Source organism: Variovorax sp. P4_B11 (genome assembly GCF_056402355.1).
In genome coordinates this window covers 262,193-286,676 of record NZ_JBFUHO010000003.1, presented here as the reverse complement: position 1 = coordinate 286,676, position 24,484 = coordinate 262,193, and the positions used below count along the sequence as shown (strand labels likewise).

21 protein-coding genes are annotated in these 24,484 nt (G+C 66.4%); 12 read left to right on the top strand and 9 right to left on the bottom strand.

Annotation, left to right across the window (positions count from 1 at the left end):
- The first annotated feature begins 32 nt into the window (after positions 1-32).
- Positions 33-902, top strand: coding sequence for a class A beta-lactamase (gene bla / locus AC1DYD_RS05265; RefSeq protein ID WP_478171681.1), 870 nt, complete (start codon positions 33-35; stop codon positions 900-902).
- A 10-nt stretch (positions 903-912) separates the two neighbouring features.
- Here bla and AC1DYD_RS05260 read toward each other — a convergent pair whose 3' ends face one another.
- A complete protein-coding gene (locus AC1DYD_RS05260; protein WP_478171680.1) occupies positions 913-1,899 on the bottom strand; it encodes a tripartite tricarboxylate transporter substrate binding protein in 987 nt (328 codons plus the stop codon).
- Between the two features lie 153 nt (positions 1,900-2,052).
- Here AC1DYD_RS05260 and AC1DYD_RS05255 point away from each other — a divergent pair, with 153 nt between their 5' ends.
- The 6 genes from AC1DYD_RS05255 to AC1DYD_RS05230 all read left to right on the top strand — a co-directional run bounded on the left by AC1DYD_RS05255 (position 2,053) and on the right by AC1DYD_RS05230 (position 7,956).
- Positions 2,053-3,624 (top strand): AMP-binding protein, encoded by a 1,572-nt coding sequence (locus AC1DYD_RS05255; RefSeq protein WP_478171679.1) that lies wholly within the window; start codon positions 2,053-2,055, stop codon positions 3,622-3,624.
- Between the two features lie 103 nt (positions 3,625-3,727).
- Positions 3,728-5,041 (top strand): MFS transporter, encoded by a 1,314-nt coding sequence (locus AC1DYD_RS05250; RefSeq protein ID WP_478171678.1) that lies wholly within the window; start codon positions 3,728-3,730, stop codon positions 5,039-5,041.
- A gap of 35 nt (positions 5,042-5,076) precedes the next feature.
- Positions 5,077-6,246, top strand: coding sequence for a M20 aminoacylase family protein (locus AC1DYD_RS05245; RefSeq protein ID WP_478171748.1), 1,170 nt, complete (start codon positions 5,077-5,079; stop codon positions 6,244-6,246).
- Between the two features lie 53 nt (positions 6,247-6,299).
- Positions 6,300-6,935: a nitrile hydratase subunit alpha gene (gene nthA / locus AC1DYD_RS05240; protein WP_478171677.1), complete on the top strand. Its 636-nt coding sequence runs from the start codon at positions 6,300-6,302 to the stop codon at positions 6,933-6,935.
- On the top strand, positions 6,932-7,594 hold the full coding sequence (nthB, locus tag AC1DYD_RS05235) for a nitrile hydratase subunit beta (RefSeq protein WP_478171676.1): 663 nt from the start codon (positions 6,932-6,934) through the stop codon (positions 7,592-7,594). The genes nthA and nthB overlap by 4 nt, the downstream gene beginning before the upstream one ends.
- Complete coding sequence (locus AC1DYD_RS05230) at positions 7,591-7,956, top strand: nitrile hydratase accessory protein (RefSeq protein ID WP_478171675.1); 366 nt, start codon at positions 7,591-7,593, stop codon at positions 7,954-7,956. Before nthB ends, AC1DYD_RS05230 begins: the two co-directional genes overlap by 4 nt.
- A 2-nt stretch (positions 7,957-7,958) precedes the next feature.
- Here the strand turns inward: AC1DYD_RS05230 and AC1DYD_RS05225 are convergent, their stop codons facing one another.
- From AC1DYD_RS05225 to AC1DYD_RS05195, 7 genes are all read right to left on the bottom strand, one after another.
- Positions 7,959-8,180, bottom strand: a complete 222-nt coding sequence (locus AC1DYD_RS05225) for a hypothetical protein (protein ID WP_478171674.1) — start codon at positions 8,178-8,180, stop codon at positions 7,959-7,961.
- Between the two features lie 442 nt (positions 8,181-8,622).
- A complete protein-coding gene (locus AC1DYD_RS05220; protein ID WP_478171673.1) occupies positions 8,623-9,279 on the bottom strand; it encodes a hypothetical protein in 657 nt (218 codons plus the stop codon).
- A gap of 70 nt (positions 9,280-9,349) precedes the next feature.
- On the bottom strand, positions 9,350-9,886 hold the full coding sequence (locus tag AC1DYD_RS05215; protein ID WP_478171672.1) for a hypothetical protein: 537 nt from the start codon (positions 9,884-9,886) through the stop codon (positions 9,350-9,352).
- Between the two features lie 110 nt (positions 9,887-9,996).
- On the bottom strand, positions 9,997-10,293 hold the full coding sequence (locus tag AC1DYD_RS05210) for a hypothetical protein (RefSeq protein WP_478171671.1): 297 nt from the start codon (positions 10,291-10,293) through the stop codon (positions 9,997-9,999).
- 1 nt (position 10,294) lies between these two features.
- Complete coding sequence (gene tssI / locus AC1DYD_RS05205; protein ID WP_478171670.1) at positions 10,295-16,297, bottom strand: type VI secretion system tip protein TssI/VgrG; 6,003 nt, start codon at positions 16,295-16,297, stop codon at positions 10,295-10,297.
- A gap of 45 nt (positions 16,298-16,342) precedes the next feature.
- On the bottom strand, positions 16,343-16,969 hold the full coding sequence (locus tag AC1DYD_RS05200) for a hypothetical protein (RefSeq protein WP_478171669.1): 627 nt from the start codon (positions 16,967-16,969) through the stop codon (positions 16,343-16,345).
- Positions 16,970-17,102: 133 nt separating this feature from the next.
- A complete protein-coding gene (locus tag AC1DYD_RS05195) occupies positions 17,103-17,714 on the bottom strand; it encodes a hypothetical protein (RefSeq protein WP_478171668.1) in 612 nt (203 codons plus the stop codon).
- A gap of 486 nt (positions 17,715-18,200) precedes the next feature.
- On the opposite strand from AC1DYD_RS05195, the gene AC1DYD_RS05190 reads away from it, so the two are divergent.
- Genes AC1DYD_RS05190 through AC1DYD_RS05170 form a run of 5 tightly spaced genes read left to right on the top strand, consistent with a single transcriptional unit; the run spans position 18,201 to position 23,396 of the window.
- Complete coding sequence (locus AC1DYD_RS05190; protein ID WP_478171667.1) at positions 18,201-19,343, top strand: porin; 1,143 nt, start codon at positions 18,201-18,203, stop codon at positions 19,341-19,343.
- Between the two features lie 30 nt (positions 19,344-19,373).
- Entirely contained in the window at positions 19,374-20,615 is a 1,242-nt protein-coding gene (locus tag AC1DYD_RS05185) for a CaiB/BaiF CoA transferase family protein (protein ID WP_478171666.1), read from the top strand.
- Positions 20,612-21,346 (top strand): enoyl-CoA hydratase-related protein, encoded by a 735-nt coding sequence (locus AC1DYD_RS05180; RefSeq protein WP_478171665.1) that lies wholly within the window; start codon positions 20,612-20,614, stop codon positions 21,344-21,346. Before AC1DYD_RS05185 ends, AC1DYD_RS05180 begins: the two co-directional genes overlap by 4 nt.
- A 26-nt stretch (positions 21,347-21,372) precedes the next feature.
- Positions 21,373-22,413 carry an NAD(P)H-dependent flavin oxidoreductase gene (locus tag AC1DYD_RS05175; RefSeq protein ID WP_478171664.1) on the top strand — a complete coding sequence of 347 codons (1,041 nt, stop codon included), beginning with the start codon at positions 21,373-21,375 and terminating at the stop codon, positions 22,411-22,413.
- Positions 22,410-23,396: a Bug family tripartite tricarboxylate transporter substrate binding protein gene (locus AC1DYD_RS05170; RefSeq protein ID WP_478171663.1), complete on the top strand. Its 987-nt coding sequence runs from the start codon at positions 22,410-22,412 to the stop codon at positions 23,394-23,396. The genes AC1DYD_RS05175 and AC1DYD_RS05170 overlap by 4 nt, the downstream gene beginning before the upstream one ends.
- Positions 23,397-23,434: 38 nt before the next feature.
- Here the strand turns inward: AC1DYD_RS05170 and AC1DYD_RS05165 are convergent, their stop codons facing one another.
- Positions 23,435-24,373, bottom strand: a complete 939-nt coding sequence (locus AC1DYD_RS05165; RefSeq protein WP_478171662.1) for a LysR family transcriptional regulator — start codon at positions 24,371-24,373, stop codon at positions 23,435-23,437.
- Positions 24,374-24,484: the final 111 nt, after the last annotated feature.

Genomic DNA, 24,484 nt, shown 5'->3' with positions numbered 1-24,484 from the left:
ACGCCGAAAGTAGCCTGCTTTCAGGAGAACGAATGATTCAGCGACGACACTTTTCCGCCGGCCTGCTGGCCTCCCTGGCCGGCGCCTCTTCCCTTGCCCGCGCGGACGGCCAGGCGGCCCTTTCGGCGCGATTCGCCGAGATCGAGCAATCCAGCGGCGCCCGCCTCGGCGTCTCGGTGCTCGACACCGGCAGCGGCGCCCGCGCCGGGCATCGCGAGGCCGAGCGATTTCCGATGTGCAGCACCTTCAAGTTCCTGGCTGCCGCGGCGATCCTGGCTCGCGTCGACCAGCGGCAGGAGCGGCTGGACCGCCGCATCGTCTTCACCGCCGCCGAGCTCGCGACCTACTCGCCCGTGACCGAAAAGCGAGTCGGCGGCGCCGGCATGACGATGGCGCAGCTGTGCGAGGCCGCCATCACCCGCAGCGACAACACGGCCGGCAACCTGATGCTCGCGAGCCTGGGCGGACCGCCCGGCCTGACGCGCTATGCCCGTTCGCTGGGCGACGCCAAGACGCGGCTCGACCGCATCGAGACCGCGCTCAACGAGGCCCGTCCCGGCGATTTGCGCGACACCACGACGCCGGGCGCGATGCTGGACGACATGCACCAGATTCTCTTGGGAGATGCGCTCTCGCCGCCGTCGCGCGCACAGATGGAACGCTGGCTGGCCGCCAACCAGACCGGCGACCAGCGGCTGCGCGCGGGCGTGCCGCCGGATTGGTCGGTCGGCGACAAGACCGGCTCCGGCGACCAGGGCACCGCCAACGACATCGCGATCCTGCGGCCGCCTGGCCGCGCGCCGATCCTGGCCGCGGTCTACCTCACCCAGAGCACGGCCTCGATGGAGGCCCGCAATGCGACGCTGGCCTCGGTGGGGGCCGCGATCGCACGGGCCGCCTGAACGCGTTCGCTCAGTCCGGCTTCACGTTGGCCGTCTTGATGACCTGGGCCCACTTGGCGGTCTCGGCGGCGATGAAGGCATCGAACTCCTCGGGCGCGCTGCCGGCCGGGAAGGTGCCCATGGCCTCGAGCTTGGCCTTGGTCTCGTCGCTCTTGATGATGCGCGCCACCTCTTCCGACATGCGCTTGACGATCTCGCGCGGCGTGCCGGCAGGGGCCAGCATGCCGGCCCAGGTGCTGCCGGTGAAACCGGCGAAGCCCTGCTCGATGAAAGTCGGCACATCCGGCAGCACCGGCAGCCGCCGTTCGCTGGCGACGCCGATCAGCCGCACCTTGCCGGCCTTGCCCTGGTTGATGAGCCCCGTGGGCGCATCGAAGAAGAGCTGGATCTGCCCGCCCATCAGGTCGGTCAGCGCCGGCACCGCGCCGCGGTACGGGATGTGGATCATGTAGGTCTTGGTGAGCGACTTCCACAGCTCGCTCGTGAGGTGCGCCGCCGAGCCGTTGCCCGACGAGCCGAAGCTCACCTTGCCCGGGTTCGCGCGCGCGTAGTCGATCAGTTCCTTCGCCGTCCTGAAGGGGGCGTCGTTGTTGACCGCCGCGAGCAGCGGCGACACGCCCATCAGCGACACGCCGACCAGGTCGCGGCGCGGATCGTAGGGCAGCTTGGGGTAGAGCGTGGTGTTGGCGGCATAGGCCGCGATCACGACGCCGAAGGTGCTGCCGTCGGGCGTGGCCTTGGCGACCGCGTCGACGCCGATCAGGCTGTTGGCGCCGGGCTTGTTGTCGATGATGACGGCTTGGCCGAGCCGGCTCTGCAGGCCGGGCTGGATCAGCCGCGCCATCTGGTCGGTGAAGCCGCCCGGCGTGTAGGGCACGACGATGCGGATCGGCTTGGCGGGCCACGCCGATTGCGCCAGCGAAGGCGCCGCGACCGAGACCGCGGCGGCGGCGGCAGAGAGGTTGAAGACGCGGCGGGACAGGCGGGCTTGCAGCATGAAAAGGCTCTCCAGGATGTTCGAACCATTCTCAAAGGCGGCAGACGGGCCGAGGGTCAGGGTTTGCCCGCCAGCGCGGGGGTAGCCAGTTCACGCAAGACGAGGCATGGCGTCTTCCTTATCTTCTCGGCACAAAAGACAGGGAGACAAGCAATGCTTGAACAAGAGTTCGCCTCGCCGAGCGCGCTCGAGCGCAACCTCATCGAACGGGTCTGTGTGGGCGACGTGCTCGCCCGCAGCGCCGACCTTCACCCGGACCGGGTGGCCATCGTCGACGGTCCACGACGACTGCGCTACGCAGAATTCGATCGCCAGGTCGACCAGCTCGGCCACGCCCTGCTCGGCCTCGGGCTCGCGCACCAGGACGTGGTGGCGGTGATGGCGCGCAATGGCACCGAACTGCTGTTGACCTACTTCGCCTGCGCCCGCGCCGGCCTGGTCTGTGCGCCGGTCAACCTCGGGCTGCGCCCCGCCGAGATCGCCTGGTGCCTGCGCGATGCCGCCGCCCGCGTGCTGGTGGTCGAGGACGCGTTGCGCGACATGGCCCGGGGCGTGCTGGCCGAAGACCTTCCATCGCTCGCGCATCGCTTCCATACGGGCGACGAGTTCGAGGCGCTGCTGGCCAGCGGAAGCCGTAAGCCGCTCGAAGTCGAGATCCAGGACCGCGACGTCGTGCAACTGCTCTACACCAGCGGCACCACCGCGAACCCCAAGGGCGTGCTGACCAGCCACCTCGCGGTCACGATGGCGGGCCTGACCGGTGCGCTGTCGCTGCACGGCGGCCCAGGCTACACCTCGCTGGTCGCACTGCCGCTGTTCCATTGCGCGATGCTCAACGGCGTGGTGCTGCCGCTGATGATCATCGGCGGCACGCTGGTGCTGACCCAGGGTTTCGAACCGCAACAGGTGGCGACGCTGTTCGAGGCCGAGGGCGTGCACCTGGTGGTCCTGCTGCCGATGATGTATGGCCTGCTGCTTGGGCATCCCGAGTTGCGAGGACGGAGTTTTCCTGCGATGCGCCGCGCGATGTACGCGATGGCGCCGATGCCGCAGGAGCGGCTGGCGGCCATCCACGCGATGTTCCCGAACGCCGACGTGGTCCTCGGCTCGGGCCAGACCGAGTTCACGCCGGCGACCTGTGTGCAGCGCCCCGAGCACCAGTGGAGCAAGTCGGCGACCTGGGGCACCGCCACCGCCATGACCCGCGTGGCCGTGATGGACGAACAGGGCCGCCTGCTGCCGCGCGGCCAGCCCGGCGAACTGGTCTACCGCGGGCCGCAGGTCATGAACGGCTACCTGAACATGCCCGAGGAAAGCCGCGCCTGCCTGCGCCACGGCTGGTTCCACAGCGGCGACGTGGCGCACATCGACGCCGACGGCGCGATCTGGTTCGAGGATCGCTTCAAGGACGTGATCAAGACCGGCGGCGAGAACGTCGCCTCGGTCGAAGTCGAGCGCTGCCTGATGGAACACCCCGAAGTGGCGGAGGCCGCGGCGGTCGGGCTGCCGCATCCGCACTGGGGCGAGGCGATCACCGGCGTCGTCGTCCGCCGGCCCGGATCGGAACTCGACGAGGCGGCGCTGATGGCGCACTGCGGCGCGCGCCTGGCCGGCTTCAAGACACCGAAGGCGATCGTCTTCGTGGCCGAGTTCCCGCGCACCGGCACCGGGAAGCTGCAGAAGCACCTGATCCGCGGCCAGCACAAGGACTTGTTCCGGCGCTGAGCGGCCGGTCGGCCGACTCGTTCTCGATCGCCGCGTCCATGCGCCGGCGCTTCGACCGATTTCCCCTGCCCGTCCTTCACCCCACCCAGCGAAAGACCACATCATGAGTTCCATCGCCATCTCCCCCGCCGATCCGAAGGCCGTCCCAGCGACCGATACGCAGCCGCTCCGCGTCCCGAAGCAGGTCATCGCCGCCAGCGTGGCGGGCAATGCGCTCGAGTTCTACGACTTCGTCACCTACGCCTTCTTCGCGGTCTACATCGGGCGCGCCTTCTTCCCTGCCGCGACGCCGATGGGCAGCCTGCTGCTCTCGGTGGCGGTGTTCGGCGTGGGCTTCGTGGCGCGGCCGCTGGGCGGCATCCTGATCGGCGCCTTCGCCGACCGCGCCGGCCGCAAGCCGGCGATGCTGCTGACCATCGCGCTGATCACCCTCGGCACGTTGGGCCTGGCGGTGACGCCCTCCTACGCCAGCATCGGCATGGCGGCGCCAGTCATCGTCGTGGTCTGCCGGCTGATCCAGGGCCTGGCGCTCGGCGGTGAAGTCGGCCCCGCAACGGCTTTCCTGATCGAGGCCGCGCCGCAGCACAAGCGCGCGCTCTACGCCAGTTGGCAACTCGCCAGCCAGGGCATCGCCACGCTGGTGGCCGGCCTGTTCGGCGTGCTGGTCATCGGCACGCTGTCGCCCGACCAGGTCCAGGCCTGGGGCTGGCGCGCGCCTTTCGTGGTCGGGCTGCTGCTGCTGCCGGTCGCGCTCTACCTGCGCCGCGCCATGCCCGAGACCTTGCACGATGCCGCGCAGAAATCCGAGAACGTCGGCCTCCAGGGGCTCGCCCGCCACAAGCGCATCCTCACCCTGGCGGTGCTGGTGGTGCTGGGCGGCACGGTGTCGACCTATGTCGGCGCCTACATGACCACCTACGCGATCACGACGCTGAAGTTCCCGCCCGCGACCGCGATGGTCGCCACCGTCACGGTCGGCCTCGCCACGCTGGTGTTCTCGCTGGTCGGCGGCTGGCTGTCCGACCGCTACGGCCGCAAGCCGATGATGCTGTGGCCGCGGATCGCCACGGCCGTGATCACGGTGCCGCTGTTCCTGCTGCTGATCGACCATCCGAGCGTCCCGCTGCTGCTCGCTGTGACGGCCTTGCTGGCCGCGCTGACCGCCATCAGCGGCGGCGCTTCGATCGTGGCCATTCCCGAACTGCTGCCCCGCGGCATCCGCGCGACCGGCCTGTCGATCGCCTACGCGATCGGGGTCTCGCTGTTCGGCGGCACCACGCAGTTCGTCATCACCTGGCTGATCGAGGTCACGGGCAATTCCGCCGCGCCGGCCTGGTACGTGACCGGCACCAGCGTGATCACGGTCCTCGCCATGGCGGCGCTGCCGGAAACGCGCGACCACGTGCTCGAGGACTGATTTTTTCAACCCGAAGGGAGAACGACACCATGGAAATCGACGACACGGTCCTGCCCGGCATTGCCGAAAATCTGCCCGAGATGCTGGTGCTGCGGCACCGCATCCACGCCCATCCGGAGCTGGCCTACGAGGAGTTCGCGACCAGCGATCTGATCGCCGAGAAGCTCGCGGCCTGGGGCTATTCCACCCACCGCGGCCTGGGCGGCACCGGCGTGGTCGCCACGCTCGAGAAGGGCAAGGGCGGCAAGTCGATCGGCGTGCGCGCCGACATGGACGCGCTGCCGATCCACGAATCGACCGGCCTGCCCTATGCCAGCAAGATTGCCGGAAAGATGCATGCCTGCGGCCACGATGGCCACACCGCCACCTTGCTGGCCGCTGCGCGCCACCTGGCGCAGCACGGCAGCTTCAATGGCACGCTGAACCTGATCTTCCAGCCCGCCGAGGAAGGCTTCGCGGGCGCCCGCAAGATGATGGAAGACGGCCTGTTCGACAAGTTTCCATGCGATGCGGTCTTTGCCTTCCACAACATGCCGGGCTTTGCGGTCGGCAGCTTCGGCTTCCTCGCCGGTGGCTTCATGGCCTCTTCCGACGCCGTGACCATCAAGGTCAAGGGCGTCGGCGGCCATGGGGCGATGCCGGCCGGCACGGTCGACGCCGTGGTGGTGGCGTCTTACATCGTGGTCGCGCTGCAGACCATCGTCTCGCGCAATGTCGATCCGCGCGAGATGGCGATCATCAGCGTCGGCGCGGTCCATGCGGGCAACGCGCCCAACGTGATCGCGGAGACGGCCGAGATGCGGCTCACGGTGCGGGCCTTCAGCCCTCAGGTGCGCGCACTGCTGCGCGAGCGCATCACCCGGCTCGTGGCGACCCAGGCCGAGGCGCTCGGCGCGACCGCCGAGGTCGACTACCAGTGGGGCTACCCACCGCTGCAGAACGAGCCCGCGATGACCGATTTCGCGCGCCAGGTGGCGGTCGACCATTTCGGTACCGACTGCCTGATCGCCGACATGAAGCCACTGACCGGCAGCGAGGACTTCGCCTACATGCTCGAGCAGAAGCCTGGCTGCTACTTCACGATCGGCAATGGCGAAGGCGCGGGCGGCTGCATGGTGCACAACCCCGGGTATGACTTCAACGACGCGATCCTGCCGATCGGCGCGAGCTACTGGGTCAAGCTGGTCGAGCGCTTCCTGGCCTGAATGCGGACGCGCAAGGCTTGTTGCAGCGACAGGCCGCGCGCTAGCATGCGGGCATGGCACACGATCACGAACATGACCACGCGCATTCCGACGACCACAGCGAACTCGGCGAGATGGACCTGCGGGTGCGCGCGCTCGAGACCGTGCTCACGCAGAAGGGCTACATCGACCCGGCCGCGCTCGACGCCCTGATCGACACGTACCAGACCCGGATCGGTCCGCGCAACGGCGCCCGCGTGGTGGCGCGGGCCTGGGTCGACCCGGCCTTCCGCGACTGGCTGCTGAAGGACGCCACCGCGGCGATCGCCTCGCTCGGCTACAGCGGCCGCCAGGGCGAGCACATGGTCGCGGTCGCCAACACCGACAGCCAGCACCACATGGTCGTGTGCACCTTGTGCAGCTGCTATCCGTGGCCGGTGCTGGGCCTGCCGCCCACCTGGTACAAGAGCGCGCCCTACCGCTCGCGGGCCGTCAAGGATCCGCGCGGCGTGCTGGCCGAATTCGACGTGAAGCTGCCCGCATCGACCGCGATCCGTGTCTGGGACTCCACCGCCGAGGTGCGCTACCTCGTGATCCCGCAGCGCCCGGCCGGCACCGAAGGGTGGAGCGAGCAAGCCCTGGCCGACCTCGTGACGCGGGATTCGATGATCGGCACCGGGCTGGCCCGCACGCCGGAGGCCGCGCCATGAGCTACGTCTCCCACGCCGATCTCGGCGGCCGGGACCTGCCCGGCCAGATCGTCCGCGAGCCCGAGGGCGAGCCTTTCCACGCCCGATGGGAGGCGCGCGCGCTGGCCCTGACCCTGGCGATGGGCGGCACCGGCTCGTGGAACATCGATGCCAGCCGCAGCGCGCGCGAGACCCTGCCCGCCTACGCCCAGTTGAGCTACTACCAGATCTGGCTCGCGGCGCTCGAAAAACTGATGGCCGAGCGCCTGCAGTTGCTGCCCGACGAACTCGCGGCAGGCCGGATGCTGCACGCACCGCAACCGGTCAAGCGCGTGCTGCAGGTCGCCGACGTGCCGGCCGCCCTCGCCCGGGGCACGGCCACCGAGCGCCCCGCCACCGTACCGGCTCGCTTCGCGCGCGGCGAGCGCGTGCGCACCCGCAGCGGCGCTGTCGAGCACCACACCCGCCTGCCCGGCTACGTGCAGGGCAAGGTCGGAGTCATCGAGCACCTGCACGGCATGCACGTGTTCGCCGACACGCATGCACAAGGGCTGGGCGAACAGCCGCAATGGCTCTACACGGTCGTCTTCGACGGCGTGGCGTTGTGGGGCGAGAGCGCCGAGCCCGGGCTCAGCGTCTCGGTCGACGCCTGGGAAAGCTACCTCGAGCCGGCCGCATGAACGCAGCCATCCCCTTGCTGCCCGGCATGCCGCACGACGACGGCGCCGAACCGGTGTTCCGCGAGCCCTGGGAGGCGCATGCCTTCGCCTTGGCCGTTTCGCTGCACCAGCGCGGCCTGTTCACCTGGCCGGAATGGGCCGAGGCGCTGGCGCGGCAGATCGCTGCGGCCCAGGCTGCCGGCGACGCCGACCTGGGTGACACGTATTACCGCCATTGGCTGGCCGCATTGGAAACGCTGGTCGCCACCAAGGGCGCAAGCTCGACGGCAGAACTCGAACGCTACCGGCAGGCCTGGGACCGGGCGGCGGATCGCACGCCGCATGGGCGCGCCATCGCGTTGCACGAGCGGGATTTCGGGTGAGGTCAGCGTTTGCGTCCGCCCAGCACCACCAGCACCCCACCCACCACGATCGCGCCGATGCCGGCCCAGACCGGCAGCTCGATGTCCTGCTTCTCCTTGACCGCCAGCTCGACCGGTCCGATCTTGATCTGGTGGGTCGACTTGGTGAAGCTGACATGGCCCAGCGCGAGCGACAGGATGCCGGCGAAGATCAGGATGAGGCCGAGAATTCGAAGCGGGTTCATGGTTCCTCAAAGCAACGCGGAATGCGGCGACTGTAACGCGCTCGAGCAGCCGCAGTGGATGCCTCGGGACGAGCCGTCGAGGGCCCGGCCGTGCCTCTCTCGAGCGCTGGCACGTCGTGTCGGCTTTCGCTGAACCCGGGAGCATGCCCACAGCCGATTCTCCTCTGCTGCTCGGACCGCGTCGACGACGCCTTGGGCGGCGACCGCCTGGCGTCGCAGGCCTCGATCAGGGCGAGCGTGTCCGCGGCCAATCCGCGCCAGATCCAACTGGTATGGGCCAGCGACTTTCGGGGAACCGATGGCGCTGGATTGCAGTGTCTCTGTGCCTGGTGTGTGCCGGCGCTACCGCCTGTGCTGGATCGTCGTCAGCACCGCGCCAAGGGTCGGCGTGCGCGTGCCCTCATGCATACGCAAGGGCGACCGAAAGTCGCGCCTTGGCCCGTCACTCGCTGCCGCCTTCCATGCCGTCATAGGTGATTTCCTCGAAGGTGCTGTTACGGATGTCGCTGTCCTGCATGCGGCCATCGGCCATGCGCCAGACGCCCGTTCCCTGGCAGCCGTCGAACAGCACGGTGGCCGACAGCGGAGCGCCACGCTTGCGCGGCCGTCCGACGACGAAGGTCATGCTGCCGAACTGGCAGTTCTCCACGGTCAGCCGCGTGCCCGAGACGAGGACTTCGCCCTGACCGGTGCAGCCCCGGAACGTGATCTCGCCCGTGCAGCCGATGCCCTCGAAGGATTGAGGCGCGGCAGCGCCGCCTGAGAACGTGCACTGTTCGAACACCACGCCCGTGCTGCCATCGCCTCCGCCGAAGATCGAGCGGCCCGCCGACTTGCACTGCGTGAAGCTGACGTTCGTCATCTTGCCGAAGTCGTGCACAGGCGCCAGAAAGTTGCAGTTGACGAAGCGGCAATTGCTCATCGCGCTGAGCTGGATGTTCCTGGAGCCGGCAAAGTCGCAGCCGGTGAAGCTGAGGTTTTGCCAAACGCCCGCGAAGCTGCTTCCAGCCATGTCGGCGTTTGCGATCGTCATGGCGGAGGCGCCGCCTTCCAGCAGGCGCTTAAATTCGGGCTTGAGTTGGATGATGGGAGTAGTCAAGGAAGCGTTCTTTCGAAGACGGAGGCTGTCTTCCTGAGCGGCGTCGGGACCGCTGGGGGAGCGCTCCGCGTCAGTCGGGGTCGGGGCCGGTGTCGTCTGCGCCAGTCGCGGAGCCAAGAAGGCGGATCACGCCTTCACCGTCGCTGCGAATGTGGATGTCCCGATTGACGGTTTCGAGGACCTTTCCGTTGCCGTCCATCATGAAGGAGAAGCTGCCGCCGCCCACAAACTGAATGTGGTGGGAAACGGTCTCATGGACGGTCGTGATTGCATGGCCCGTCACCAGTCGGAGATCGTGCACTTCGATGCGGCTGATGGCGGGCTTGGTCGTTTCGATACTGCCGCCACTGGCAGTCGTGATGCTGCCGTCGAGGCGGTGGATGGCCAAGCCCTGCTGGTCGGCCACGACGATGCCAATGCTCGTCACCGTGATTTGGGGCGGATCGCCGGGCTTTATATCGCTCGTATTGATAATTAATTCTTTGCCTTCTTCAATCGAGGCATGGCGAATGGTGGGCTCGAGAGTTTGTCCGTCTCTTTTCAATCTTTCCAACACCTTGAGCAACAGAATTCTCCACTCATTGGGTTGGTCAATCGGTTTTGTCATGCTTGTTGTCCGCTGATTGCGCTCATTTTCTAATTTTCAAGCAATGCCCCGTTTGCGTGCATACAGAGCAGGGCGAAGTCGAAGGAGGCGGCCTTCTAAGTTGATGCCAGTTACGGGGCAAACTTCCCGAAATGGCTTGCGAATGACATGTAAGCCAGCAGCAAGGCAAATTCAAGGGCTCGCGCTTGGCCAATAAAAAAAATTAAAAGTACTGACGCCTTGAAGAGCAAATTATTTGGAGCGGCAATCATGAGCGCCATTCCAGAAAATAAGGCGACCGTCGCGATTAGAGAAAGGATTGGGAAAAAATAGACATCTTCAAGGCCGAGCAAATGGTTGCCAATGAAAATGGTGGCCGCAGCAGCCACCGCATAAAGTGCCAAGAAAAAGTATTTATTTATTGCCATTTTATTTATCGAAAATCGCAATTGCAGCCCTTCGATAGCCTTTTGAGCTAAATTCAGTTCCAGCTCGCGGTGGCGCAGACCATTTTTTGGGGTCATCATCCAGTGCCCGCAACTCTTTGACCAATGTGGAGTCGCAGACGGTTTTTGACGTTCCTTGGTCATAACAGAGATCATGCTCTTTGCAAATCGCATCGAGGCTGTCCACTGGCGGGGCAGTTCCAATGCCGCCTCCGGCCCTGCCTCCACTCCATTTTCCACCGCACCAGTTTCCATTCCTTGGGCCATCGGAGAAGGACCTCCCTTCTCCCGGTGAATAGATTGTTTCGTCCAGGCCCAGTGGGTCAATATTTTTCGTTGGATTTGCTGGATACTCGAATTGATTGGCTCCGCCTTCCAATCCGATCGGATCTTTGGAGATGTACCTCCCCGCCTGCGGGTCGTAATACCGATACCGGTTGTAATGCAGCCCTGACTCCTCATCCCAGTACTGCCCCTGGAACCGGATGTTGTTCATGAACCCGTCGAAGCTCGTCGCTTTCGCATGGCCGAAGGCCTTGTAGTCCCCTTCCCAGACGATCTTTCCCTTCTCGTCGGTCAGTTCCATCGGTGTTCCGAGGTGATCGCACTGGTACCAGGCCTTGCGCAGCGGCCCCCATTGATCCCCTTGCGCCTCGCGGCGCAACTGCACCATCGGCACGAAGCTCGCTCCCGGTTCATACAGGTAGTGAAACAACGTGCGTGCGCTGCGCTCCCAGGCCAGGGCATCGCCATCCCAGCCGAAGGTGGTCATGCCGTAGCCACGCTCGGTGTTGATGCGATGGAGTTCCGCAGCGCGCCAGCCCGAGCCGTGGCTGGAGTTCGGGTAGACGATCGCTTGGCTGTACTTGCCCAGGCGACGACCCAGCGGGTCGTAGAAGTAGCGCATCTCGGAGTCGTGCAGGTTCTCGAAGCGCCGCAGCCGTCCGAAGCCATCCCACTCGAAGAGCCGGCTGGGTTCGCTCGGGTGGTCGACTCGGGCCCATTGGCCGCGCTCGTCATGCGTGACGCTGGCGTCGCCAACTTTGCGCAGCAGGTTGTCCATCAGAGTGGACGTCGGCGTGGGCACGGTGCGCAGCAAGCCCCACTCCTGGGCCTTGGCCTGCGCCTTCGCCAGGTCCTCGGCCACGCGCTGCGGCTCGCCCAGCAGGTTGCCCGCAGGGTCGAACTCGAAGCTTTCAACCCCCAGGCCGGTGCGTGCCTCCACCAATCGGCCCACCGGGTCGTACCGGTAGGCCAGCAGCCCACGGCGCGCGTCGTTGATCGTCTGCAGCTGCCCGCCCGGGTCGTAGGCGTACTCGCGGGTGATGCTGCGCAGATTCAGGTTGATGGCTTGCGCCGTGCCGTCTTGCGTCTTGGCGCTGGTCGTCGCTGCGAAGCGCTGCAGCTTCAAGCGCCCGGCCGGGTCATAGGCGCTGTGCTGGGTCAGGCCATTGCCCTGGATGCGTGCGGTTTCCCGGTGCAATGGGTCGCGCTCGAAGCCCACCATTTCCTCGCCGTCGAGCATCAGGCCGTGCACATGGCCCGCGCCGTAGGTGAGCCACTGCTGGCGGCTGCCGTTCGAGCGCACGGTGGCGATGCGCTGGTCCAGTTCGTCGTATTCGTGCTGCCACACATGGCATGGCGGCTTGCGCAGGAAGTCGTAGTGCTGGTGCTCGCGCACCACGTTGCCCACCGGGTCGTAGAACCACTGCAGCCGGGCGTCGCTGTTGTTGGCCGCGACCAGGCGGCCCGCAGGGTCGTACTGGAAGCTCTCGATCTGTTCCCGCTGGTCGGGGATCGGGCGCAGGTAGCCATCGTCGCAGTCGCGCAGCTCTTCGGCCTTTCGGCGCAGCAGGCGCCCCATCGGGTCGTACTCGTGGTGCACGAACCAGTGGCCCGTGTGCTGGCGCACCGCTCGGGGCTTGTGCAGGTAGCGCGTCACTTGCTGGTCGAAGTCGCGTTCCTCGACCAGACGGCCCATCGGGTCGTAGCTGAAGCCGTAGCGCGCGCCGTTCTCGTTGACCAGCGCCGACAGGCGAGCGAGCTTGTCCCACTCATAGCGCAGGATCTGCCGGTCCCGCTCGCTGCCCTGGACACGCTGCTCGATCAGGCCGGCCTTGTTGTAGCGGTACTCGGTCCTGCGCTCCATCGGATCGATGTGCGCCAGCAAGCGGCCCTCGGCATCGCGCTCCAGGCGCGTCTGCGTCTTGTCGGGATGGACGATGACGGCCAGTTGGCCGTGCTCGTAGACGTATTCGGTCTGGCGCCCCGCCGCATCGGTCGCGGCCTGCTGGCGGCCCTGCGCGTCGTAGGCCCAGCGGCTGGTGTGGCCCGAGCAGTCGGTGAAGCTGGCCAGTTGGCCGTCTGCGGTGTAAACCAGCTTCTTGCTGGCGCCCTTGGGGTCGATGATCTCGATGAGTTGGTTCTTGTCGTCGTAGACATGGCGCGTCACCCGGGCCAGCGCATCGGTCTGGGTCGCGAGCAGGCCGGCTGCCGTATAGGTGCGGCTCCAGCGCCCGCCGAGCGGATCGACGATGCTCGCGAGCCGGCCCTGGGCGTCCCAGGCATAGGCGATCTTGCCGCCGTCCGCACGAATATGTTCGACCAGATGGCTGCGCCCATCGGCGCCCGCCTGGTAGCTGAAGTGCTCGACGCTCCCATCCGGGTGGTGGTGGGCCGTGACGTTGTACGCCGCGTCGCGCTCCAGGCGCTCGATGGTGCCGTCGGGGTGATCGATCTGGCGCGTGTAGCCCAGGCGGTCGACGTGGTGCACGGTGGCGTGGCCGAGTGCATCGGTGACGGTGGCCGCGCCGGTCGCCGACCACGCGAGCCGGGTGTCGAAGCTTCCGTCGTCGGCCCATTCGCGCACCGCGCGGGCCTTGCCCGCCTTGGCGTCTTCCACCGTGCCGGTCCACTGCAGGTTCATCGCCCGGCCCGTGCGGTCGGTGTAGCGCGTGAGCAGATGGTTGCCGTAGGTGTAGCTCCATGCGGCCTCCAGGGGCGCCTCGCGGGTCAAGGCGTGCTCGTCCAGGGCCTGGACCAGGTTACCGGCCTCGTCGTACCGGTAGGCCGCCAGCCGGCGCGTGCGCTCGCCGTCCCGGACCTCCCACACAAAGGCGATGCGACCGTCTTTGAACTCGACTTGCGCATGAGCGATCAGCATCTCGCCCTGGTAGCTCAGGACGTCGCTTAGCAGGCTCTTGGGCAACGCGACCGGCGCGGGTAGCCCGTGCGCGTCGGGCCGCTCCGGGATGATGTCGTGCTGGGGCTGCGCGCTCTCGCGTTCCTCGCTGTAGCGCATCTCGATGCGCTTGCCCTGCGGCGTGCGGTAGGCGATCGGGCGCCACCACGAGCGCGCCCACTCGAACACCTCATGCCAGTCGGGACCGCGCTCGATCACCACCTCGGTCGCACTCGTTCGGCGCAGCAGCAGTTCCTCGATCGGGTCCACATGGACCTCGCCGACCGCCGGCAGCGGGTAGTCGCGGGTGCGGCCATCGCTGGCGAGGTAGCGTACCTTGTCGAGGCCCAAGGTATGAAGCGCCACTGTGTAGGGCGTGACCCAGCGTGCGCCGAGTTCGCCTGCGCTGTCGTAGCCGACGAACCCTGAGTTGTAGTGCCGCGTCCACGTGATCGGCAGCGGTGCCTGGAGCACGAAGTCGGTGTGCGCGAGGCGCTCTGTGCCGCGCGCGAAGCTGATGCTGCCGGTGCTGCCGGTCTGGGCGGCGTTCTTGCACTCCTGGCAGTCCTGCTCGGCCGGCGCCAGCGCCGAGGGCCTGGCTGCCGGCCCCACCAGGCTGTGCTGCGCCGCGTGCGTGCGCGAGCGGCCCGGCGTCTCGTGCGTGATGCCCGCGTCTTCCCACTTCGTGCCACTCTTGCCGCCCGTGACATCCAACAGGGTCTGACCGTTCACGCGGATCTTGTCGCCCTTGATTTCCACAAGGCCATCCTTGTTCATCAGGAAGCTGGCCTTGCCACAGGTCACGCTGTACTGGTCCGCCACCGTGATCTCGTAGTTCCGCCCGATGCTCTGGCTCCAGCTCAGGCCCACGATATCCGTACGGCCGAGCCCGACCGTGGTGGCCATCGCGGCGCCGACGTTGCGGTTGTAGGCCAGCCCCACGTTCTCCATGCGCGCAAGCCAGACGTTCTGGATCGAGAATCTTTGAATGGTCTCCGTCTTGGTTTTCTCGACCGTCAGCTCCTGGTTGCCGCCGATGCTGACATCCTCATTGCCATCGACCCGCTCGTGGCGGTCGTTGTGGATGGTGATGGTCTCGTCATGGTCCACCGTCTCGGTGCGGTCGCGATGGATGACGCTGGTCTCGTCGCGCTCGATGGTCTTGCGCCGGTCGTTGCCGACCCACTTGTCTTCGTCGTGCTCGACTTCGGTCAGTTGGTCCTTCTGGGCGTGCAGCCAGAGTTGCTCCTGGCCCTTCTTGTCTTCGAAGCGCAGGGCGTTGGCGTCGCCCGGGCCGTTCTTCTGTCCCGCGCCGCGGGCGCCCTCCATGCTGGAGCGGGTCAGCACACCGCTTTGCGTGGCGTTGGCGGGCAACGCCCACGGCGGCATGTTCAGCGCGTTGTAGACCCGCCCGCTCACGATCGGGCGGTCCGGGTCGCCGTTCTCGAAGTCGACGATGACTTCCTGGCCGATGCGCGGGATGGCGATGCTGCCGAAGCCGTTGCCCGCCCACGGGTAGGACACGCGCACCCAGCAGGAAGAATTTTGGTCCTTCGTGCAGTAGCGGTTCCAGTGGAAGCCCAGCTTGACCTGGCCGTATTCGTTGGTCCAGATCTCCTGGCCGGGCGGGCCGGTGACGATGGCCGTCTGCGGGCCCGTGGTGCGGGGCTTCGGGTGGCGCTGCGGGCTGCGGTAGGTGTCGTTGGCCGGCTGGACGTAGAAGTGGGTCTCGCAGCGGTAGCTGGCCCGGCCGGAGGCCGCGCCCGATTCATGCAGCGACAGGGTGGCCCCGATGATCAGCCACTCGCGGTTGCTGCTGGCCTGCGGGTGGTGCTGGAGCCTGAAGGTGCAGCCCGGCACCATCGCGCGCAGGTTGCCGCTGCCGTTGGCGCGCTTGCCCGCGGCGCCGGCTTCTTCCATGCGGATGCGCGCGAGCGTGCGGCCTTCCTCGGGATCGGCGTAGTCGCCGGGCCAGCGGTACATCTCCTGGGCGTTGTTGCCGGTCTTGCGCGGCATCTTGTTCACCGCCTGCAGCCTGGCCTTGGGCCTGGTGAAGTCGAAGTCATCGGTGACCCAGGCGCCCGAGGCCAGGGTGTCGGTGACGTCGAAGTGGTGGCAGTACTCCTCGTCGATCTTGACGCGTTCGGCCTGGAAGCGGATCGTCTGATAGGCGGCGCTCGCGAAGGGCTGGTGGGCGCCGGCATCGTCGACCAGCACCAGGCGGTGGGCGCCACCCGAGTGTTCGAAGAAGTAATAAATTCCGAACTCTTCCATCAGGCGGCTGACGAACGAGAAGTCTCGCTCCCCATACTGCACCTGGAAGATCCGCTGCGGGTAGCTGTGGCTCACCCGGACATCGACCGGGAATCCGTAGTCGGCCAGCACCTCCCGCACGATCTCCAGCGGCGTCTTGTTCTGGAAAATCTTGTAGTCGCTGGTGCGAGTCGCCAAGACCAGCCAGGGCTCGATCACCACTTCGTAGATCGAGCGGCGTTCCTCGCTGCGCACGAAGCGTGCGCTCGTGACGAAGCCATTGATCTCGCGCGTGCCTGCGCCCACACCGAGTCCGAAGCCCATGCCGTCGAGTTCGATCGCGACCGAGAACTCCTTGCCCACCAGGTCCTTGACGGGGACGTTGGCCGTGACGTAGTCGCTCAATGAGGCGTTGTCGGGGGTCTGCAGTTCGATCGCGTAGCGGAACAGCCGGCCCAGGCCTTCGTCGCCTTCCAGGCTTCGGAACTCCAGGGCTGGTGCGTCCAGCAGGCTGGGCATGGCGGGGCTGGAAACGGTGACGGTGCGGCTCATGGAATCAGGCAGTCCTCGGGTTCGTTCTTGAAAAGGGGCGCTCGCTCAAAGCGCGCTGGTGTAGGGCATCTGAAGAGCGATGCAGCGGGCCTCGAGGGTTTCGCCGAAGCGACGCATGGCGTGTGCATCTGCGAAGACAAACTTCAACCAGGCGCCGTCGTGGCCCGGCGTGCAGACGGCCACGGAGGAAGATGCATGCAAGACGGTGGTCAATGCCTGCCAGCCGCCATCGAGGATCGCCGCCTGAAGGTCCACATCGGCGAGCGCAACGCGATGGCTGCCCGGCTCGCGAAAGAAGGCGATCTGGCAAGGGGCGTAATACCAAGCCTGTAGAAGGAAAAAGCTTCTGGCGATGTCGGCACGCTCGGTATCGACCAGCCACAGCGATCGGGAACGCACGCGCGGCATGCGCAATCGACGAAAGCTGTAGCCGTCCTTCTGAACCACGGACTGCGACGATCGGAACAAGCTCTTGGCGCGATCGATGAAGCGATCGCCAGATTGCGGCATGTCGGATACGAAGGCGATGCCTCCATGGGCGCAGAAGGCATCGCTGAGGCAATCGATGACGCGTGCGTCCATGCCCTCGTCCTGCGGCTCTGGCGTGATCGACCAGAACAACTCACATGCCGTGATCGGCGACGAGACTTCGGCCCTCGCCAGCGTGATCAAGGGATTCATCGCATCAAAGCCCACGCTCGCGCAGCCAGAGATGGACTTCGTTTTCGGTGACGCGCATCAGGGGCGAGAACGAGGTGTCCTCGGCCCAGTCATAGACGACGCCTGCCACCTCGCTGCCGGCCCATTAGCCCCCCAGGCCCCCAACGATGCAGCCCCCCATGCCGCCGATCGCCGCGCCGGCCGCGTTGCCCACCACGGGCGCGGCGGACCCCGCCACGCCGCCCGCATACGCGCCGCCCGCTCCGACGACTCTGCAGCCCAGCCACGCGCCGGCCCAACCTGCGACGACCTCGGACGCGCGCCGCAGCGGCTTGTCGGCCTTCACGATCGAAATGGCATCGAATGTCGCTCCCGCCACGAGCAGGATCCGGCCACCGTACCTGAAGTACTTTGCGGCCCCGTGCACATAGCGGCCCGCGGGCGATGCTGGCGAGTGGTCGGGAATGCCGAAGTCGCCCATCGTTCCCTTCTGGTTCCAGTGGTAGTCGATCACGGTCACCTTTTGACCATTGACCGTGGTGGGCCTGGGTCCGTAGTCCAGGCGCAACTGCCGTCCGAACTTCTGGCTCGCGTCCTCCACAATGAACAAGGTCGATGTGGACCCTTTGTACCCACCGGGGGCATCGAGTTGAATGCACAGTCCGTTGGTTCCGGGCGCCGGGATGCGAACGATCGATGCGGTCCCGGGTCCGGCGAGGACGGTGCCCTCCCACTCGACATCATCAGCACGGGCCATGCGCTCTCCGCAGGCTCGGGGTCGCCAGGACCACGCACCCAGCCGAAGCAACGCGCCATCCAACTCGCTGATGCAATGTGCCGAACATGTCAGCGATCCCCCTCGATCATTGTTCCTGGATGCCCGACGTGTCATGCATGAGCCGCGGGCAGTGAGCCTTGGATACTGATTCACCCAAGGGAAAGACGGGGCGCAATGTGCTGTGGGAGATTTCGCTGATGGATGGCGACAAGGGTTCGGCGCATGGCCGAATTGGCTGGGTGCGTGGCTCCGCCCAGAGGGCGATAGCCTCCTCTTAGTCTTTCAGGCGACGCACCGCAGCGCGCGGGCGCGATTGCGATATCGATGCCGGTCTTCGATGACGGGCGGTCATGAATAAAGTCACACGCCGCATTGGACCCGCATCGCCGACCTCCCTATCGTCTTCCCTGGACGAAACGCCGCGTGTCGGCGAATCGCCGGGACAAGAAAGACGGGGAGCGAGACATGATCAAGAACCGCCAGCAGGCGCAACGCCTGCGGACGATTTTCAGCGCGCTTTGGGCGCCCACTTTGGCGCAGGCCAGCGTCAGCGTGTACGGCATCGCAGACGTCGGCATTGGATTCGAGAAGAGTGGCGGCCCGGGCGGGGCGAAAGTCACGAGGCTGGCGTCCGGATACGGCAGCGGAAGCCGCCTCGGATTCATGGGCTCGGAAGATCTCGGCGGGGGGCTCAGATCGGTCTTCACGCTCGAATCCGGCTTCGACCTGGACACCGGAAACCCCAAGGCCTACGCAGGCAACCCTGCCAGTGCGTCGCCCGCGTTGCCCGGCGGCGCACTGACACCGAGTGGATTCAATCGACGCTCTCACATCGGGCTCAGCGGCGCCTTCGGAACCTTGTTGGCTGGACGAGACTACACGCCATTGTTCTGGACCGGCGCCGCCACAGATCCGATGAACTTCAGCCTCTACGGCAATCTGCAGGCCATCGGCGCGCGATCGGGCACCGGCATCGAGCGCTTCGGGCGAGTCAGCAACGGCATCTTCTACACCTCGCCGACCAGCAGCGGGTTCACGGCGCGGCTGGTGTACAGCCTCGGCTCGGAGAGCAGCGGCGTCGACCCGGCACCGCCCAAGGGCGCCAATGAACTCGTGGCAGTCGGCCTTCAATACAAGAGCGGCCCCTGGCTTCTGGCCGGGGCGCACCAGCGGCTCAAGCTGCCCCTGGTGCGCGCCGGCGCATTCGAAGGTCTGGCTACACGCAAGGACCTGATCGTCGGCGCAACCTACACGACAGGTTCCATGTCCTTCTCAGGAGGGTATTTCAAGGTCAGCCATCCAACGCCGCATGCCGACGGCCAAGACATCTGGATTGGTGGCACCTGGACCAGCGGCGCAAGCAAAGTGTCGCTGCTGGTCCAGAGGCTCTGCCATGCCTCGTGCAGCGCGGGGCACGCGGGCACCTCCTACGGGATCGGCTACGTGTATTCGCTGTCCAAGCGGAGCGGCTTGTATGCCACGGCCGGAAAGGTAAAGAACGGTGCGAAAGCCAGCTTTCCGCTGGCAGCGGGCGACCCCGTGGTTTCGGCAGGTGGACCGGGCGCTGCGCCACAGGGCATCGCGTTCGGTGTCCGCAGCGCGTTCTAGACCAATTTTCCTTTTCGAAGGACTGGATTCATGGCAAACATACTCGACAACATCCGAGTGCTCGATCTCACCCGGGTTCTCGCGGGGCCCTGGTGCACGCAGGTGCTCGCGGACATGGGGGCGGAGGTGATCAAGATCGAAAGCCCGCAGGGCGGCGACGAAGCGCGGAGCTTTCCGCCGCACTATCCCGGCACCGAACTGCCATCGACGACGTCGGGCGCCTCGGCGCAAGGAATGTCCGGATTCTTCGCCTGCTGCAATCGGGGAAAGAAATCGGTCGTCGTGGACATCCGCAGTGCCGGCGGTCAGGCGTCCATCCGCGAACTCGCCAAGAACAGCGACGTGGTGGTCGAGAACTTCAAGGCCGGCAATCTGGCGCGGTATGGATTGGACTATGCGTCGCTGTCGGCCTCGAACCCCGCGCTGGTCTACTGCTCCATCACCGGATATGGTCAGACGGGCCCCTTGTCGGCCTACCCCGGCTATGACCTCCTGTTCCAGGGCTTGTCGGGTGCCATGAGCACCTGTGGCCTGCCCGACGACCAGCCGGGCGGCGGCCCGATGCGAACGCTGGTCCCGCATACCGATGTGCTGACCGGCATGTATGCATGCACCGGCATCCTGGCGGCCCTGCTGCATCGCCGCGCGACCGGCGAGGGGCAGTACATCGACCTCGCCTTGCTCGATGTCGCGGTAGCGGGCAATGCCTACATCGCCGGCAACTATCTGGCTTCGGGACATCCGCAGGGGCGTGTAGGCAACTCCGGCATCGCGGCAGCGCCGTCGGGTGTCTATCCCTGCTCGGACGGCTTCGTGATCATCCAGTCCAATGCACGGCACTGGCCTGTCTTGTGCTCGGTCCTGCAACGAGAGGCGTGGCTGTCCGACCCGCGCTTCGCGACGCTGGCAGACCGCCTGAAGAACGGCGCGCAACTCGATGCACTGGTCGCGGAGATCACGCTGCGGCGTCCGAAGGCCGAATGGGTCTCCCGCATTGCCGGTGCGGGGGTGCCATGTGCCGTCGTCAACACGATTGCCGAGGCCTTCGACGAACCCCAGGTCATTCATCGGCAACTGGTCCAGGAACTGCACCTGTCCGATGCGGGCAGCATCCGCGTCGTCGCCAATCCGCTGCGATTCTCCAAGACGCCGCTGCAGGCACGACCCCCGCCCCGCCTGGGCGCCGACACCGAGGCGATCTTGCATCGCTTCCTTTCCCCTGATCGAACAGTATCCGGTGCACACCCGGACCCGCAGGAGTGCCCTCCATGAACCCCGTGATCACCGAACAGATCGGCGCAGTGTTCGTCATCCGGATGAACCGACCCGAGGCCCGCAACGCCTGGAACCAGGCGATGTGCGAAGGCATGCATCTCGCGTGGAAGGCATTCGCTGCATCGGACGCCAGGGTCAGTGTGGTCCATGCCATGGGACCGTGCTTCTCGGCCGGCGTCGACATCAAGAACCCGCCCGAGACGGATGCGGGTGCGATGCCCAACACCTCCGTCCCCTGCAACAAGCCCATCCTCGTTGCCACCGAAGGCGCCTGCCTGGGCATGGCCTGCTCCTTCGTGCTGATGTGCGACATCGTCATCGCAGGACAGAGCGCCAGCTTCGCCTATCTGGAGGCCCGCATGGGCTTGTACGGCGGCCTGATGGCCGGCTTCCCGGGGCGGTTCATGTTCCGGCCCGGCCTGCAATGGATCATGACCGGCGACGCGATGTCCGCCCAGCGCGCCCACGAGATCGGCATGGTGAACGAAGTGGTCGCCGACGGCACGGCCTTCGAGCGCGCCATGGCCATTGCCGAGCGCATCGCGCTGAACGCGCCGCTGGTCGTTCAGTCGATGAAGGCGATCGCCATGCAGACCTTGCCCAAGGGGCCGGTCGAAGCGCATTTCGCGCAATTGCAGATGCTCGACCGGATCTCCCGCAGTGAAGACCGCGCCGAAGGCTTGCAGGCGCTGCGCGACAAGCGTCCGGCCCGTTTCAAGGGCGCTTGAGTCTCAACCCACGACAGGACCGACCCATGTCAACCCTACCCCCTCTTTTGCGAAAGCTGCCGCTCCCGGTCATCGGATCGCCCTTGTTCATCGTGAGCACGCCTGCCACGGTGATCGCGCAGTGCAAGGCCGGTGTCCTGGGCACGATGCCCACGCTCAACGCCAGGCCGACCGCGCAACTCGACGAGTGGCTGGGCGAGGTCGCGGAAACTCTGGCCGCCTGCGATCGCGGCCAGCCCGAGCGTCCGGCAGCGCCCTTCGGCGTCAATCTGATCGTGCACAGGAGCAATGACCGGCTCGATGCGGATCTGGCCACGGTCGTCCGGCACAGGGTTCCGGTCGTGATCACCTCGCTCGGCGCCCGCACCGAAGTCAACGAGGCCATTCGAGGCTACGGCGGCGTGGTGCTGCATGACGTCGTCAACGACGGCTTTGCCCGCAAGGCGATCGAGAAAGGCGCCGATGGCCTGATTGCCGTCGCGTGCGGCGCCGGCGGCCATGCGGGCACGACGAGTCCGTTCGCGCTGGTGCAGGAAATCCGGCGCTGGTTCGACGGCCCGCTGGCGCTGGGCGGCGCCATCGCGACCGGCTCCGCGGTGCTGGCCGCGCAAGTCATGGGCGCCGACTTCGCCTACATCGGCTCGGCGTTCATTGCGACCCTGGAGGCGCGCGCCAAGGAGGCCTACAAGCAGGCCATCGTGGACGGCGCTTCGACGGACATCGTCTACACCAACCTGTTCACCGGCGTCCATGGCAATTACCTGAAGCCATCGATCCTCCGGGCCGGTCTCGACCCCGAGAACCTGCCGCAGCGCACGTCGCGCCTGCTGGCTTTCGATACCGAACGCCAGCAGCACAAGTGGCAATCGCTGGACGAGGCGCAGCCTGGCAATGAAGCCGCCCCGACCGCGCCCCCCGATTCGGCGGCCAAGGCCTGGAAGGACGTCTGGGGCTGCGGCCAAGGCATCGGCGCCGTCAGCGAAGTCCTGGCGACCGAGGACTATGTCGCAAGACTCCGGCACGAGTACGCGACGGCAAGACGGCGCCTGCGCGGCGAACTGGCATGAACCACCCAATCACCGTCACCCGCCGCCTGCTGCTCAAGGCCGCCGCAATCTGCGCCGCGGGGGGCTCGCTCAAAGAGTCCGCCGCGGCAGTCGATTTTCCAACCAAGGCGATTCGCCTGATCGTTCCATTCACGGCCGGCGGCCCGGCCGACAGTGCGGCCCGGATCGTTGCGCAGCCGCTCACCGAAGCACTCGGCCAGCCGGTGCTGGTGGACAACCGCCCGGGTGGCGACGGATCGATTGCGGCCCTGGAGGTTGCGCGGGCGGCGCCCGATGGCCACACGCTGTTGCTCGCCACGCCCAGTGCACTCAACTACGTGCCGGCGATCCATGTCACCAGACCGCCCTACGACCCGCTGAAGGATTTCCTGCCGGTCTCGCGCTTTACGTCGTTCACGTACTTCCTGTTCGTGCACCAGAGCGTTCCGGTCGACAGCATGCAGCAACTGATCGACTACGCCAGGGCCCATCCTCGGCAGTTGGCCTATGGCACCGGAGATTCCACCAGCATCATCGCCATGGCGCAGGTCCAGATGCACGCGGGCATCGAAATGATCCATGTGCCCTACAAGGGCGGCGCGCAGATCGTGAACGACTTCATGGCAGGCCGTGTCCACCTCACGATCGGAACCATCGACCTGATCGACAAGTTTCGCGGCCAGGGCAAGCCATTGGCCGTTCTGCTGCCTGAGCGAAGCATTCGCGCGCCGGATCTGCCGACCTTCTCGGAGGTCGGCTTGCCGCAAGTCAATCTGCTGCCATGGACCGGCTTCTTCGCACCGGCCAGAACACCGGCGCCGGTCGTGGCGCGCCTGTCGCGCGGGATGGTCATGGTTTTCGAACGTCCCGAGCTGAGGGAGATCTTCTCGCAGAACGGCAACATCCTGGCGGGCAGTTCGCCTGACGCACTGGAGAGGCTCCTCAAAGCGCAGCTCGCGGCCTGGCGCGAAGCGGTCCGCTTCGCCAAGCTGCCGACCCTCTAAGAACCTGTTTGCGATCTCCCTGGGGTCGCAAACAGGTTCTAAGACGCGCGCTCGCTGCCGGTCCGCAAGGCGCGCGAGGATTCGGCAGGTATCGGCCGGTCCATGCCTTCCACCACGTTCACCAACGTTCGCACGACAGGCGACGTGGTGGACCTGCGCCAGATGAACGAGTTGTCCAGCGACAGGGCCAGATCGCGGATCGCCATCGCCTTCATCCCGCTCGGCAGCAGCTGACAGGCGCCCACCGGGTGGATGGCGAGCAGACCATCCTGCACGACGTGCCTGAGCAGCACCTCGGAAAGGTGAGGCTCGAAGACGACGTGATCAAGCAGGCCGAGCGGCTCCAGGATGGCATCGATCGGCGTCCGCACGCGCGGCCATGTCCGGCGGTTCACCAGCACGAGCGGCTCTTCCTGGAGGTCGGCCAGCTTCAACCCCTTCCTGCGAGCGAAGCGATGGCCCGCGGGCACGAGCGCCTGGTAGCGAACCGTCTCGATGCGGATCACGCCCAGCGAGGGGTCGTCGACCGGGCCACCGCAGAACCCGGCCTCCAGATCGCCGTTCTTGACGTGGTGGATCACATCCTGCGAAGGAATCGATTCGATCCGGATGCTGACCTTGGGATAGCGCTGGGCAAAGCGCTCGCCCAGGCCTTGCCAGACGCCATGGCGAGATGTTGCGCTGACGCCAATCACCAGCGACCCCGCGAGCTCGTCGTCCGTGCCGCGGATCGCATCGAGGCCGGCTTGATAGCCCTGCAAGGCCTCTCTCCAATGGCGCGCCAGCAGCAGGCACGCGGGCGTGGGTCGCACGAAGCGCGTCGTCCGATCGAAGAGCCGCTGCGTGACCTGGGCTTCGATCCGGGCGATCTTCCGGGACAGTCCGGATTGCGTCAGGTGCAGGCTTTCGGCGGCCGCATTGAAGTTGCGTTGCTCGACCAGTTCGAGAAAGGCATAGATGTCACGAATGTTGATCATGGATGCAAATGGCACCAGAGGCGGCAGGGACGGGGTTACTTCTGAGACGGGCGCCGGACGGGCGCACGCTCACTCTAGCAACCACGTCGCTAGAGCGGGCGCACGTCGAGC